Origin of the sequence: Rhabdothermincola sediminis (genome assembly GCF_014805525.1) — a bacterium.
In the GTDB taxonomy this organism is placed as follows: domain Bacteria; phylum Actinomycetota; class Acidimicrobiia; order Acidimicrobiales; family Acidimicrobilacustridaceae; genus Rhabdothermincola; species Rhabdothermincola sediminis.
This window is the reverse complement of sequence record NZ_JACFSZ010000026.1, coordinates 1-14,450: the sequence shown is the minus strand read 5'-3', so window position 1 is coordinate 14,450 and position 14,450 is coordinate 1. Positions and strand designations below refer to the sequence as shown.

The 14,450-nt window shown below is 67.4% G+C and carries 10 protein-coding genes; all 10 read right to left on the bottom strand.

Annotated features, from left to right (window positions below):
* The coding region (locus HZF19_RS15585) for a GTP-binding protein (RefSeq protein ID WP_235979950.1) at positions 1 to 125 on the bottom strand (125 nt) is incomplete at its 3' end.
* A gap of 48 nt (positions 126 to 173) precedes the next feature.
* Positions 174 to 2,261 (bottom strand): elongation factor G, encoded by a 2,088-nt coding sequence (fusA, locus tag HZF19_RS15580; RefSeq protein ID WP_208029726.1) that lies wholly within the window; start codon positions 2,259 to 2,261, stop codon positions 174 to 176.
* A gap of 157 nt (positions 2,262 to 2,418) precedes the next feature.
* Positions 2,419 to 2,889 (bottom strand): 30S ribosomal protein S7, encoded by a 471-nt coding sequence (gene rpsG, locus HZF19_RS15575; protein ID WP_208029725.1) that lies wholly within the window; start codon positions 2,887 to 2,889, stop codon positions 2,419 to 2,421.
* A gap of 1 nt (position 2,890) precedes the next feature.
* Positions 2,891 to 3,262: a 30S ribosomal protein S12 gene (gene rpsL, locus HZF19_RS15570; RefSeq protein WP_208029724.1), complete on the bottom strand. Its 372-nt coding sequence runs from the start codon at positions 3,260 to 3,262 to the stop codon at positions 2,891 to 2,893.
* 211 nt (positions 3,263 to 3,473) lie between these two features.
* Positions 3,474 to 7,511, bottom strand: coding sequence for a DNA-directed RNA polymerase subunit beta' (gene rpoC / locus HZF19_RS15565; RefSeq protein ID WP_235980290.1), 4,038 nt, complete (start codon positions 7,509 to 7,511; stop codon positions 3,474 to 3,476).
* A 70-nt stretch (positions 7,512 to 7,581) separates the two neighbouring features.
* On the bottom strand, positions 7,582 to 11,175 hold the full coding sequence (gene rpoB / locus HZF19_RS15560; protein WP_235980289.1) for a DNA-directed RNA polymerase subunit beta: 3,594 nt from the start codon (positions 11,173 to 11,175) through the stop codon (positions 7,582 to 7,584).
* Positions 11,176 to 11,541: 366 nt separating this feature from the next.
* Positions 11,542 to 11,931, bottom strand: coding sequence for a 50S ribosomal protein L7/L12 (gene rplL, locus HZF19_RS15555; protein WP_208029721.1), 390 nt, complete (start codon positions 11,929 to 11,931; stop codon positions 11,542 to 11,544).
* A gap of 3 nt (positions 11,932 to 11,934) precedes the next feature.
* On the bottom strand, positions 11,935 to 12,687 hold the full coding sequence (gene rplJ, locus HZF19_RS15550) for a 50S ribosomal protein L10 (RefSeq protein ID WP_208029720.1): 753 nt from the start codon (positions 12,685 to 12,687) through the stop codon (positions 11,935 to 11,937).
* 280 nt (positions 12,688 to 12,967) lie between these two features.
* Complete coding sequence (rplA, locus tag HZF19_RS15545; RefSeq protein WP_208029719.1) at positions 12,968 to 13,678, bottom strand: 50S ribosomal protein L1; 711 nt, start codon at positions 13,676 to 13,678, stop codon at positions 12,968 to 12,970.
* A gap of 89 nt (positions 13,679 to 13,767) precedes the next feature.
* Positions 13,768 to 14,193 (bottom strand): 50S ribosomal protein L11, encoded by a 426-nt coding sequence (rplK, locus tag HZF19_RS15540; protein ID WP_208029718.1) that lies wholly within the window; start codon positions 14,191 to 14,193, stop codon positions 13,768 to 13,770.
* Positions 14,194 to 14,450 lie beyond the last annotated feature (257 nt).

The following is a 14,450-nucleotide window of genomic DNA, read 5'->3' as shown; positions in this document are numbered from 1 at the left end:
TCCGGATGCGCCTCCGACAACACCTTCGTGATCGCCGCCGTCAACGTCGTCTTCCCATGATCAATATGACCCATCGTGCCCACGTTCGCATGCGGCTTCGTCCGCTCGAACTTCTCTCGTGCCATGACAGTTCTCTCCTGGGACCTTTCTGAACCTACGGGGAAGACGAAGACCTACTCGCCACGCACCCGGGTGACGATCTCTTCTTGCACGTTCGACGGCATCGGCTGATACGAGTCGAACTGCATCGTGTACGTGGCGCGGCCCTGGGTCCGCGAACGCAGGTCGGTAGCGTAGCCGAACATCTCCGACAGGGGTACCTGCGCCCGGACAACCTGGCTGTTGCCACGCTGCTCCATGCCGCCGACCTTGCCGCGCCGCGCCGACAGGTCGCCCATCACGTCACCCATGTACTCCTCCGGGGTGACGACCTCCACCGACATGATCGGCTCCAGGAGGATCGGCTTCGCCTGGCGTGCCGCCTCCTTGAACGCCATCGTGCCGGCGATCTTGAACGCCATCTCGGACGAGTCCACCTCGTGGTACTTACCGTCGAGCAGCGTCGCTCGCACGTCGACGGTCGGATAGCCGGCGAGGACGCCCGCGGTCATGGCCTCCTGGATGCCGGCATCCACCGAGGGGATGTACTCCTTCGGGATGCGACCACCAGTGATCTTGTCGACGAACTCGTAGCCGCCACCCGGCCCGGTCGACTCGATCGCGATGGTCACCTCTGCGTACTGGCCGGAGCCGCCGGTCTGCTTCTTGTGTGTGTAGGTGCAGCGCTCGACCGGCTTGCTGATCGTCTCGCGGTAGGCCACCTGTGGCTTGCCGACGGTGGCGTCGACCTTGAACTCGCGCAACATCCGGTCGACGAGGACCTCGAGGTGCAGCTCGCCCATGCCCGAGATGACGGTCTGACCGGTCTCCTCGTCGGTGCGGACCTGGAAGGTCGGGTCCTCCTCGGCCAGGGCGAAGAGCGCCTTCGACATCTTGTCCTGATCGGCCTTCGTCTTCGGCTCCACCGCCACGTGGATCACCGGCTCGGGGAACTCCAGCTCCTCGAGCACGATCGGGTTCGCCGGGTCACACAGCGTGTCGCCGGTCTTGGTGTTCTTCAGCCCGATGCCCGCCACGATGTCACCGGTGAAGACCTGGTCGAGATCCTGCCGATCGTTGGCGTGCATCTCGAGGATCCGGCCGATGCGCTCCTTGCTCTGGGTGCGGGCGTTGAGCACTTGCGATCCCTTCTCCAGGGTGCCGCTGTACACCCGGAAGTAGGTGAGCTTCCCGACGTGGGGGTCGGTCATGATCTTGAACGCCAGCGCGGCGAACGGCTCGTTGTCGCTCGCCTTCCGCTCGAGCGTCTCGTCACCCTTCAGGTTCGTACCCTGGATCGGGGGGAGATCGAGCGGGGAGGGGAGGTAGAAGACCACCGCATCGAGCAGGGGCTGCACGCCCTTGTTCTTGAACGCCGAGCCGTTCAGCACGGGCACCACCTCGCCGGCGATGGTCGCCCGCCGGATGGCGGCGCGCAGCTCGTCGACCGTGATCTCCTCCTCGCCCGCGAACTTCTCCAGGATGGCCTCGTCGACCGTGGCGATGGTCTCGATGAGCTCCTCGCGATACTGCTGGGCCTGCTCGACCAGGTCGGCGGGGATCTCCTGGACCTCCCACTTCGCGCCAAGCTCCTCGTCCAGCCAGACCAGCGCGTCCATGGTGACCAGATCGACGACGCCCTTGTAGTGACCCTCGGCGCCGATGGGGAGCTGGACGACGGCGGTCGTGCACTCCAGGCGGTCGCGGATGCTGTCGAGCGCGGCGTAGAAGTCGGCCCCGAGACGATCCATCTTGTTGACGAAGCAGATGCGGGGAACGTTGTACTTGTTCGCCTGGCGCCACACGGTCTCGGTCTGGGGCTCGACGCCGGCCACCCCGTCGAACACGGCCACCGCACCGTCGAGGACCCGCAGCGACCGCTCGACCTCCACCGTGAAGTCGACGTGACCAGGGGTGTCGATGATGTTGATGCGATGGTCGGCCCAGAAGCAGGTGGTGGCCGCGGAGGTGATGGTGATGCCGCGCTCCTGCTCCTGCACCATCCAGTCCATGGTGGCGGCACCCTCGTGGACCTCACCGATCTTGTAGCTCTTGCCGGTGTAGTAGAGGATGCGCTCGGTCGTCGTGGTCTTGCCGGCATCGATGTGGGCCATGATGCCGATGTTGCGAGTGCGCTCGAGGGGTGCGGGGCGGGATGCCATCGTGATTCCTGCTCGTGAGAGTGGGTGGTGTCGGTGCGTCTGTTCGTTCGGTGCGGTCTCCGGCGGGCACGAGGGAGTACCCGACGCGGGCGGTCCCCAGCGCGGGGCCGGGGACCAGGGCTTCTGCGGGGGAGGCGCCGCCCCCGGTGCCGAGGGACTACCAGCGGTAGTGCGCGAACGCCTTGTTCGATTCGGCCATCTTGTGAAGGTCTTCCTTGCGCTTGATGGAGGCACCCACCCCGTTGGCTGCATCCATGAGCTCGTTCGCCAGACGCTCGGCCATGGTCCGCTCGCGTCGCTGACGGGCGTAGCCGACGATCCAGCGGATCGCGAGGGTGGTGGCCCGCCGGGGGCGGACCTCGACGGGCACCTGGTAGGTGGCCCCACCCACGCGGCGGCTGCGGACCTCGAGCTGCGGCTTCACGTTCTCCACCGCGCGCTTGAGCGTGGCGAGCGGGTCGTTGCCGCTCTTGTTCTGGACCTGGTCGAGCGCGTCGTAGACGATGCCCTCAGCGATCGAACGCTTCCCACGCTGGAGGACCTTGTTGACCACCTGCGTGACCAGAACCGACCGGTAGATGGGATCTGGCATCAGCTCCCGCCGGGGAGCGGGACCCTTGCGCGGCACCTCAGCTCTCCCTCTTCGCGCCGTAGCGGCTACGGGCCTGCTTGCGGTCGCGCACACCCGACGTGTCGAGCGTGCCGCGGATGATCTTGTAGCGGACCCCGGGCAGGTCCTTCACGCGACCGCCCCGGACCAGCACGATCGAGTGCTCCTGGAGGTTGTGCCCCTCACCAGGGATGTAGGCCGTGACCTCCATGCCGCTCGTGAGGCGAACGCGGGCGACCTTGCGCAGGGCCGAGTTCGGCTTCTTCGGAGTGGTGGTGTAGACGCGCGTGCACACGCCACGCCGCTGCGGGGCGCCCTTCAACGCCGGCGTCTTGCCCTTGGCGGGCTTCGACTGGCGCCCCTTGCGAACCAGCTGCTGGATGGTCGGCACGAATGGACCTTTCTGGTGACCTGGTGAGCTTGCTCCGCGCCGGCACCGGCCGCAGAGCCGAACGACAATGCTAAGACCCTCCACCACGAACGGCAAACCGCCGGCCAGCCCGGGGGCCGACCCCTTCGAACTGGTCACCGGGAGCCGGGAGATCCGGCCCGCCGGATGACCGGTTCGAGAGGAACTGGGTCGGCTCGGGGGGAGGGGCGGCTCAGCCGATCTGGCCCTCACCGGCGGGGAGGTCGATGACCCTGGCGTCGGGCAGCTCCTCGCCGCTCTCGGCCAGATCACCGGCGCCCACGACATCCGCCTCGCCGTCGCCGGTGGTCCGGCGGGCCAGCCACTCGGCCAGATCCGCCTCCTCGTCCGCCATCGAGTAGAACTCCATCGGCTGGTAATCCGGCGCATGAGGCCGGATTGCCCGATACTTCTCCATCCCGGTGCCCGCCGGGATGAGCTTGCCGATGATGATGTTCTCCTTGAGGCCGATCAGGTTGTCGCTTCGTGACTCGATCGCCGCCTCGGTGAGTACCCGAGTCGTCTCCTGGAACGAGGCCGCGGACAGCCACGAATCGGTCGCCAGCGAGGCCTTGGTGATGCCCATGATCTCGGGGCGCCCCTCCGCGGGCTGCTTGCCCTCCTGGACCAGGGCGCGGTTGGTGTCGGTGTACACCTTCCCGTCGACCCGCTCGCCGGGGAGGAAGTCGGAATCTCCTGGCTCCTGCACGGCGATCCGGCGGGTCATCTGGCGCACGATCAGCTCGATGTGTTTGTCGTGGATCGGCACGCCCTGGTCCCGGTACACCTTCTGGACCTCGTTGACCAGGTACTGCTGCGTCTCCCGGATGCCCTTGATCTCGAGCAGCTCCTTGGGGTCCCGCGGGCCTTCGATGATGGCGTCGCCCGCGTGCACCTCCTGGCCGTCGGTGACCTCGAGGCGAGCCATGCCCGGCACCGTGTAGACGTCCTCGGTGCCGTCGTCAGCGACGATGGTGATGACCCGTCCCTTGCCCTCATCCTCACCGACCCGCACCACGCCCGAGGTCCGGGCGAGGGTCGCCTTGCCCTTCGGCGACCGGGCCTCGAACAGCTCGACCACCCGGGGCAGACCACCGGCGATGTCCTGGCTACCCGCGATGCCACCGGTGTGGAAGGTCCGCATCGTGAGCTGGGTACCCGGCTCACCGATCGACTGGGCGGCGATGACGCCGACGGCTTCGCCGACCTCGATCATGTCACCGGTCGCCAGCGAGAGCCCGTAGCTGGCGGCGCTGATGCCGATGGACGAGTCGTCGGTGAGCGGTGACAGCACACGGACTCTGCTGATCTCGGGATCGTCCCGCAGGATGGCCAGCTCCGGTTCGCGCACCACGGACGACGCGGGCAGGGTGAGCGTGGCCCGGTCACCCTCGAGCGAGGCGGTCACCCATCGCTCCACCCAACGAGCCTCCTCGCCGTCCCACTGCAACACGTCGAGCCCGAGCTGGCCTTCACGCTCGACGAGGGCGTCGACGGGCGCCGAGGTGGTCACCTCGTCGGCAAGCACCCGGCTGTAGAGCCGCTGCTCGAGGTAGGTTCGGCGACCGGGTCGGTCCGGACCCACATCCTCGATCCAGATGCCCCGGACCGGCCCACCGTCGGCGAACGGATCGTGGTCGTTGATGATGAGCTCCTGCGCCACGTCCACCAACCGGCGGGTGAGGTAACCGGAGTCGGCGGTTCGCAGTGCGGTGTCGACGAGCCCCTTCCGCGCGCCGGGGGTGGCGATGAAATACTCGAGCATCGACAGGCCTTCGCGGAAGTTCGACTTGATAGGTCGGGGGATCATGTCGCCACGAGGATTGGCCACCAGGCCACGCATGCCCGCGATCTGGCGGACCTGCATCATGTTCCCTCGAGCCCCGGAGCCCACCATCATGTCGATGGGGTTGAACTGCTGGGCCTTCAGGGCCTCCTCCATCTGCCGGCGGACCTCGTCGGTGGCCGTCGTCCAGATCTCGACTTCCTTCTGCCGGCGCTCACCGTCGGTGATGATGCCCCGGCGGAACTGCGCTTCGACCTTCTCGGCCTCCTTCTCGTGGAGGTCGAGGATGGCGCGCTTCTCGACCGGGGTCTTCACGTCCTCGATCGAGATCGTGAGCCCCGAGCGGGTCGCGTAGCGGAAGCAGAGGTCCTTGATGCGGTCGAGTGCGGTGCCGACGGCAGCCTTGCCGTAGCGCTTGGACAGCTCGTCGACGATCTGACCCATGACCTTCTTGTCCACCGGCCGGTTCAGGAACCGGAAGCCGTCGGGCAGCGCGGTGTTGAAGAAGACCCGCCCTGCCGTGGTGGGCTCGTACTCCGTCGATCCGTTGCGACCAGCCACCAGCTCCGGGACCCGGTACTGGATCCGCGCGTGCAGATCGATCTCGCCAGCCTCGAACGCCCGCTCGACCTGGTGGAGGTGCCGGAACACGGAGCCCTCACCCTTGGCGCCCTCGACCACCTCGGTCAGGTAGTAGGCCCCGATGATCATGTCCTGGGTCGGCGTCACCAGCGGTCGACCGTCGGCCGGGCTCAGGATGTTGTTGGCTGACAGCATCAGTACCCGGCTCTCCGCCTGCGCCTCGGCCGACAGCGGCAGGTGCACGGCCATCTGGTCGCCGTCGAAGTCGGCGTTGAAGGCGTGGCACACGAGCGGGTGGATCTGGATGGCCTTGCCCTCGACCAGGACAGGCTCGAAGGCCTGGATCCCGAGCCGGTGCAGCGTCGGCGCCCGGTTGAGGAGCACCGGGTGCTCCTTGATGACCTCCTCGAGCACGTCCCACACCTGGGGACGGCGACGCTCGACCATCCGCTTCGCCGACTTGATGTTCTGCGCCAACTCGTTGTCCACGAGCTTCTTCATCACGAACGGCTTGAACAGCTCGAGCGCCATCAGCTTCGGCAACCCGCACTGGTGCAGCTTCAAGGTCGGGCCCACCACGATCACCGAGCGGCCCGAGTAGTCCACACGCTTGCCGAGCAGGTTCTGGCGGAACCGCCCCTGCTTGCCCTTGAGCATGTCGGAGAGCGACTTGAGGGGACGGTTGCCCGGCCCGGTCACCGGCCGGCCCCGGCGGCCGTTGTCGAACAGCGCGTCGACGGCCTCCTGGAGCATGCGCTTCTCGTTGTTGACGATGATCTCGGGTGCGCCGAGGTCGAGGAGGCGCTTCAGCCGGTTGTTGCGGTTGATCACCCGGCGGTACAGGTCGTTCAGGTCGGAGGTGGCGAAGCGCCCGCCGTCGAGCTGCACCATCGGCCGCAGTTCGGGGGGGATGACGGGCACCACGTCGAGGATCATCGCCCGGGGGTCGTTCACCCGCCGTCCGTGCTCGTCACGGCGGTTGAAGGCCGAGACGATCTTGAGGCGCTTGATCGCCTTCTGCTTGCGCTGCGCGGAGAGCGGGCGCTGCCCCTCCTGCGGATCGATGGCGGCACGCAGCTTCTCCTCTTCCTCGTCGAGGTCGATGCGATCGATCAGTCGAGCGATGGCATCCGCGCCCATGCCACCCTCGAAGTAGTCGCCGTAGCGCTCGGTGAGCTCGCGCCAGAGCATCTCGTCCTCGATGATCTTGCGGGCGAAGAGGTCCTTGAACTCCTCGAACGCCCGGGTCACCAGGTCGAGCTCGATCTCGTAGCGCTCGCGGATCGCGGCCAGGTCCTTCTCGGCCGCGCGCCGGCGAGCGTTGAGCTCGGACTCCTTCGCCCCCTGGGCCTCGAGCTCGGCCAGTTCGCTCTCGAGCGCCTCGAAGCGCTCGGCCAACTCCTTCTCCCGGTCGTTCTCGATGGCTTCGACCTCGCCCCGCATCTCGGCTTCGAGGTTGGGGAGATCCTCGTGGCGGCGCTCCTCGTCGACCCAGGTCACCAGGTTGGCGGCGAAGTAGATGACCTTCTCGAGCTGCTTGGCCTTCAGCTCCTCACGGGCTTCGGTGCCCATCAGCAGGTAGGCGAGCCACGAGCGAGTCCCCCGGAGGTACCAGATGTGCACCACCGGTGCTGCCAGCTCGATGTGCCCCATCCGCTCCCGGCGCACCTTCGAGCGGGTGACCTCGACGCCGCAGCGCTCACAGATGATGCCCTTGAAGCGAACGCGCTTGTACTTGCCGCAGTAGCACTCCCAGTCCTTCGTGGGACCGAAGATCTTCTCGCAGAACAGGCCGTCCTTCTCCGGCTTGAGCGTGCGGTAGTTGATCGTCTCCGGCTTCTTGACCTCGCCGTTCGACCACATGCGGATCGACTCGGCCGTGGCGAGGCCGATGCGGAGCTGGTCGAAGTTGTTGACGTCCAGTGTTGCCACGTCAGCTCCTCTCCGCCTGGCGGCGAGCGTCTTCTTCATCACTGCCCCGTTCCGGGCGCGACAGGTCGATGCCGAGCTCCTCGGCCGTTCGGAAGAGGTCCTCGTCGAGCTCGCGCATCTCGATCTCCTCGCCGGTGGTCGAGAGCACCTCGACGTTGAGGCAGAGGGCCTGCATCTCCTTGATGAGCACCTTGAAGCTCTCGGGGATGCCGGGCTCGGGGATGTTCTCACCCTTGACGATCGCCTCGTAGACCTTGACCCGGCCGAGTACGTCGTCGGACTTGATGGTGAGCAGCTCCTGTAGGCAGTACGCCGCCCCGTACGCCTCGAGGGCCCAGACCTCCATCTCGCCGAAGCGCTGGCCACCGAACTGCGCCTTCCCCCCCAGGGGCTGCTGGGTGATCATCGAGTACGGGCCGGTGGACCGAGCGTGGATCTTGTCGTCGACCAGGTGGGCCAGCTTGAGGATGTAGACGATGCCAACCGTGATCGGGTTGTCGTAGGGCTCACCCGTGCGACCGTTGTAGAGGATGGTCTTCCCGTCGGGCCTGATCAGCCGGCCGTTGTCGCCGTAGCGAGGATCGATCGCCTCGGGGCGGAGGTTCTCGAAGATCCGCTTGATCGTGGGGTGCTGGCCGGCCTCTTCCTCCTCGTCCCAGTGTGCGCCGTCGAACACCGGGGTGGCGATCAACCGGGCAGCCGGCGTAGTGGGGCGGGTCTTGGACTCCGTGCCCCGCACCGGCTCGTCACCTTCGACCTGCCCGTCGATCTCCCAGCCCCAGCGGGCCGCATAGCCGAGATGAGCCTCGAGCACCTGGCCGACGTTCATCCGCGACGGCACACCGAGCGGGTTCAAGATGATGTCGACCGGCGTGCCGTCCGCGAGGAAGGGCATGTCCTCGACGGGCAGGATCTTCGAGATCACGCCCTTGTTGCCGTGGCGGCCCGCCAGCTTGTCGCCAACGCTGATCTTGCGCTTCTGGGCGACGTAGACCCGCACGAGCTGGTTCACCCCCGGCGGCAGCTCATGGCTCTCGTCACGGCTGAAGACCCGGACGTCGATGACCTTGCCCGACTCGCCGTGGGGCACCTTCAGCGAGGTGTCCCGCACCTCGCGGGCCTTCTCGCCGAAGATCGCCCGCAACAGGCGCTCCTCGGGGGTCAGCTCCGTCTCACCCTTCGGGGTGACCTTGCCGACCAGCACGTCCCCCGGGCCGACCTCGGCACCGATGCGGATGATGCCCCGCTCGTCGAGGTCGGCGAGGATCTCCTCCGAGAGGTTCGGGATGTCCCGGGTGATCTCCTCCGGGCCGAGCTTGGTGTCACGGGCATCGATCTCGTGCTCGTGGATGTGGATCGAGGTGAGCACGTCGTCGCGCACCACCCGCTCGGAGAGGATGATGGCGTCCTCGAAGTTGTAGCCCTCCCAGGTCATGTAGGCCACGACGAGGTTCTTGCCGAGGGCCAACTCGCCGTTCTCCGTCGAGGGGCCGTCCGCCAGGACGTCGCCCGCCTCGACCCGATCACCGGAGCGGACGCGAGGCTTCTGGTTGATGCAGGTGTCCTGGTTCGACCGCTCGAACTTGAGCAGCCGGTAGATCTTGCGGCCCTTCGTCTTGTACTCGACGGTGATGGAGTCACCGTCGACCTCGGTGACCACACCGTCCTCGTCGGCCAGGATCATGTCGGCCGCGTCGCGCGCCGCGCGAGCCTCGATGCCGGTACCGATGTAGGGAGCCTCGGCGCGCACCAGCGGGACGGCCTGGCGCTGCATGTTGGCACCCATGAGCGCCCGGTTCGCGTCGTCGTGCTCGAGGAACGGGATGAGCGCGGTGGCGACCGAGACGATCTGCTTCGGCGAGACATCCATGAGCTGGACCTCGTCCGGGGACACCGAGGAGATCTCCGTGGTCGCACCGAAGAACACGTCGCGCTCGAGCTGCAGCTTGAGCTCGCCGAGGGTCGCGGCCTGAGGTGACCGGCGCACGAGGACCCGGTCTTCCTTGAAGGACCCGTCGGGGTTGAGGGGCACGTTCGCCTGGGCGACGACGTACTCCTCCTCCTCGTCAGCGGTGAGGTAGACGATCTCGTCGGTCACCTTGCCCTTCTTGACGACCCGGTAGGGAGACTCGATGAAGCCGAACTCGTTGACTCGGGCATAGGTCGCCAGCGCGCCGATCAGACCGATGTTCGGGCCTTCGGGGGTCTCGATCGGGCACATCCGGCCGTAGTGGCTGAAGTGCACGTCGCGTACCTCGAAGCCCGCCCGCTCCCGGGACAGACCACCCGGGCCGAGCGCCGAGAGGCGGCGACGGTGGGTGAGCCCCGACAGCGGGTTCACCTGGTCCATGAACTGGGAGAGCTGGCTGGTGCCGAAGAACTCCTTGATGGCCGCCACCACAGGCCGGATGTTGATGAGGGTCTGAGGAGTGATGGCCTCCACGTCCTGGGTGGTCATCCGTTCCCGCACCACCCGTTCCATGCGAGACAGGCCGATGCGCACCTGGTTCTGGATGAGCTCGCCGACCGAACGGATGCGCCGATTGGCGAAGTGGTCCTGGTCGTCGAGCCGGTAGCCGGGCTCCTGGACCATCAGGTGCAGCATGTACGTGCAGGCGGCAAGCACTTCCGAAGGGCTCAGCACCGACTGGTCGGGCTCGGGTCGCTCGAGCTCGATGCCGAAGAGCTGCTCCACCTTCTCGATCTCGGGACCGAGCTTGCGGTTCAGCTTGTAACGGCCGACCCGGGACAGGTCGTAACGCCGCGACTCGAAGAACGCGTTGCGGAAGTAGGCCCGCGCCGACTCGACCGTCGGTGGCTCACCCGGCCGGGCCCGCTTGTAGATCTCGACCAGCGACTCGTCCTGGGTCGGGGCGATCTCACGGTCCTTCTCCCACTGCCCCTCGAGAAAGTCGAAGTGTCGGACGAGCCGATCGAGGAACCCGGGGTGGTTCTCCTCGTCATAGCCGAGCGCGCGCAGCAGGGTGAACATGCTGAGGCGCCGCTTGCGAGCCACCCGGGCACCGGCGGTGACGTCCTTGCCCGGCTTCTGCTCGAGGTCGATCTCCAGCCATTCCCCCCGGTAGGGGTGGATGGTGCCCGTGACCAGCTGGTGCTTCTGCAGGTTCCGCAACCGGAAGCGCTCACCCGGCTGGAAGATCACGCCGGGCGACCGCACGAGCTGGGAGACCACCACCCGCTCGGTCCCGTTGATCACGAACGTGCCCTTGTCGGTCATCATGGGGAAGTCCCCCATGAACACCGTCTGCTCCTTGATCTCGCCCGTGGTGGCGTTCATGAAGCGGGCCCGCACGAAGATCGGGGCGGAGAAGGTCATGTCCTTCTCCTTGCACTCCTCCACCGAGAACTTCGGCGGCGGGCGGAGGTCCTCGTCGTCAGGATCGAACTCCAGTTCGAGCTGGAGGGTCTCGGTGAAATCCTTGATCGGGCTCATGTCCCGGAAGGTCTCCGCCAGACCCTGGTGCAGGAACCAGCTGAAGGACTCCCGCTGGATGGCGATCAGATCTGGGAGCTCGAGAACCTCGTCGAGGTTCGCGAACGAGTACCGATCCCGGACGGCAGAGCGAGCAGGCAAGGTCACTCCTCAGGAGGATGTCGGTGAAGCCGCAGAGACCGTGCCCGGGCGCGCAGGGTCGCCGAAAGGGAACCGGCGAGAGCAGGACGGGCAGAGCACGGCAACACCAGCCTAGGCGCGGCCGCGTCTCGAAGCAACCCGAAAGGAACCCGCCTCTCGGGCTACGTCGATCGATGGGGAACGCCGCAACGGACGGCTCCGACCCCACGTCAAGTTGCCGGCAGGGTAAGGCCAGTCGCCCCTCAGGTCAAGGTTTCCGGTCCGGCGATCCGGTTGCGGCCGGCGGACGAACATCGTGGGCGACCCCCCGATGTGACGTGCCCGGGCCTCGGCCCGGGCACGTCACATCGGGGGAATCAGCCTCGGCTACTTGAGCTCGACGGCGCCGCCAGCGCCCTCGATGGCCTCCTTGGCCTTCTCGGCTTCCTCCTTGGAGACCCGCTCGAGCAGCGTCTTCGGGGCGTTGTCGACCAGATCCTTGGCCTCCTTCAGGCCCAGGTTCGTGAGCGCCCGGACCTCCTTGATCACCTGGATCTTCTTGTCCCCGGCCGAGGTGAGGATGACGTCGAACTCGTCCTTCTCCTCCGCACCGCCGGCTTCGGCGCCGCCCGCACCCGCGGCAGCAGGCACCGCGGCGACCGCCACCGGCGCGGCGGCCGTGACCCCGAAGCGCTCCTCGAAGTCCTTCAGGAGCTCGCTCAGCTCGAGCACGGTCATGTTGGCGATGGCGTCGAGGATCTCTTCCTTGGTGGCCATGGTCTAGCTCTCCTCCGTGGCAGGTTCGGCTCGGGCGGTTGCCGGCTCGGCCACCGCGTCGTCCGGATGGGCCCCGGCCTCGTCAGCCGGGGTGGTCGTGTCGTCTCCCGCCCCTTCCGTGGTAGCGGGCTCGGGCGCCGGGGTCGCGTCGGCGGCCCCGGCCGGTTCGGTCGTGTCGATGGAGGTCTCGGCTCCGGCACCGGGTTCGCCGGCCGGTGCCCCGGCGGGGCCACCAGCCTCCACCAGCGCTGCCAGCGCGTAGGCGAACTTCTGCGGGACCGCCTGCAACAGGCCGGCGAACTGCTGCATCGGCGCCGCCATCAAGCCCGCCAGCTTGGCGAGCAGCTCCTCCCGCGGGGCCACCTCGGCCAGGCCCCTGGCCTCCGCTTCGGTCAGGATGCGGTCGCCGAGCACCCCACCCTTGAGCACGAGGGCCGGGTGACCCCGGGCGAAGTCACGCAGCGCCTTGGCCACCATGACCGGATCACCCTCGCCCGCTCGTGGGACGAAGGCGATCGCGGTCGGGCCGGTGAGCATCTCGTCGATCTCGAGGCCGAGATCGCGGGTGGCGAACCGCACAAGGGTGTTCTTGTAGATCTTGTAGTCACCCCCGGCAGCCCGCAGTGCCCGGCGCAGCTCGCCCATCGCGGTCACGTCCAGGCCCCGGTACTCGGTGAGCAGCGCGGCGTCACTCTCGGCGAAGCGCTGGCGCACCTCATCGACCACGGCGACCTTCTCCGGTCTCGGGTTCTCCATCGCACCTCCCTTCTCGTGTCCTGGTGCCCCCTCGGCACGGTTGGCTGGGTCCTGCGCCGACCCACGTTCCGCCGCCCGAGGGGAGGGAGGCCGAGAGACGACACAGGGACGCTCGCGTCGAACGCGAACGCCCCTGAGGGATCTCGGAGGAGTCCGCCTCGTCAGGCGGGCCGGTGGGCCCTTTCAGCGCCGGAGCGCACCGGATGTCTTCGGCGAGCGACATCTCGTTCGGTTGTGAGCCGATCAGACTAGCGCGAGCCCGATCGCCGGGAGAACTCCGTCAGGACAGTACGGGCTCGGTCTCGTACATGCGCGCCGGGTCGATCTTCACCCCGGGGCCCATGGTCGACGACACGGTGATCCGCTTGAAGTACCGGCCCTTGGCCGCCGCGGGCTTGGCCCGCTCGAGCTCCTCGAGAACCGCCCGCACGTTCGCGGCGAGATCGCCGGTGGAGAAGCTCACCTTCCCCACCGGGACGTGCACGTTGCCGTGACGATCAGTGCGGTACTCGACCTTGCCACCCTTGAAGTCCCCGACCGCCTTGCCGACATCGGTGGTCACCGTACCGGTCTTGGGGTTGGGCATGAGCCCCCGAGGGCCGAGCACCCGACCCAGCTTGCCGACCTGGGGCATGAGATCAGGGGTGGCGATGGCGACGTCGAAGTCGAGCATCCCGCTCTCGACCTGGGCGATGAGATCGTCGGCACCGACGACGTCGGCGCCCGCCTCACGGGCCTCCTGCGCGAGCTCGCCGGCGGCGAAGACCGCCACCCGGACATCACGGCCGGTACCAGAAGGCAGACCGACCGTGCCACGAACCATCTGGTCGGCCTTTCGGGGGTCGACCCCGAGTCGCACCGCCAGCTCGACCGTCTCGTCGAAGCGTGCCGGGGCGAGGGTCTTGACCAGCTCGATCGCCTCGTGTGTGGCGTGCAGGTGCTGATCGTCGAAGCGCTTCTTCGCGTCCGTGTACTTCTTGCCGTGTCGCATGATCGCCTCCTCGGCGTTCGGCTCCCTCGATCGCTGTCGGACGGGGGGCGAGGTCCTCCCACGCGTCCCGGAACGGTCTGTCGGGTCGCTCAGACGACCTCGATGCCCATCGAACGGGCGGTGCCCTCGACCTGCAGCTTGGCTGCCTCGAGGTCGTTGGCGTTGAGGTCGGGCATCTTGGTCTGCGCGATCTCCGTGAGCTGGGCGTCGGTGATCGTGCCCACGGCGCCCTTGCCCGGATTCGTCGAGCCCTTCTCGAGCCCGGCCGCCTGGCGCAGCAGCGTCGAGGTCGGCGGGGTCTTCAGGACGAAGGTGAACGACCGGTCCTCGAAGATGGTGATCTCGACTGGGACGATCGTGCCCCGCTGCGCCTCGGTCTTTGCGTTGTACTCCTTGCAGAAGTCCATGATCGCCACGCCGTGAGGGCCGAGCGCGGTGCCGACGGGCGGCGCGGGCGTGGCGCCGCCGGCCGGGATCTGGATCTTGACGACGGCCGCAACCTTCTTCTTGGCCATGGCTTGCCTTCCTGGTTCAACGAGGGTGCGCCCGAGGCTCGGATGCTCAGGCGCGAAGGGCAATTCTGCCGATCACGGCCCTCCGGGACAACTCGGCTCCGCAGCGCACGGGGAGCGGGCGCCCGCAGGCCTAGGAGACTGCTGAGCAATCGGGTGGGCGGGTCGATTCGCGTTGGGGGCGTGGATCGAAAAGAATGGGCCGATGCAAGGGACGTCTCGCCCGGATCGTGAGTTGCTCGACGCGGCGGCATTGTGCA

What these genes read in the sequence shown, in the direction of transcription:
- rplJ (WP_208029720.1), bottom strand. Translation starts at nt 12,687, where the DNA reads ATGGAGAACCCGAGACCGGAGAAGGTCGCCGTGGTCGATGAGGTGCGC.
- rplA (WP_208029719.1), bottom strand. Translation starts at nt 13,678, where the DNA reads ATGCGACACGGCAAGAAGTACACGGACGCGAAGAAGCGCTTCGACGAT.
- rplL (WP_208029721.1), bottom strand. Translation starts at nt 11,931, where the DNA reads ATGGCCACCAAGGAAGAGATCCTCGACGCCATCGCCAACATGACCGTG.
- rplK (WP_208029718.1), bottom strand. Translation starts at nt 14,193, where the DNA reads ATGGCCAAGAAGAAGGTTGCGGCCGTCGTCAAGATCCAGATCCCGGCC.
- fusA (WP_208029726.1), bottom strand. Translation starts at nt 2,261, where the DNA reads ATGGCATCCCGCCCCGCACCCCTCGAGCGCACTCGCAACATCGGCATC.
- rpoC (WP_235980290.1), bottom strand. Translation starts at nt 7,511, where the DNA reads ATGTGGTCGAACGGCGAGGTCAAGAAGCCGGAGACGATCAACTACCGC.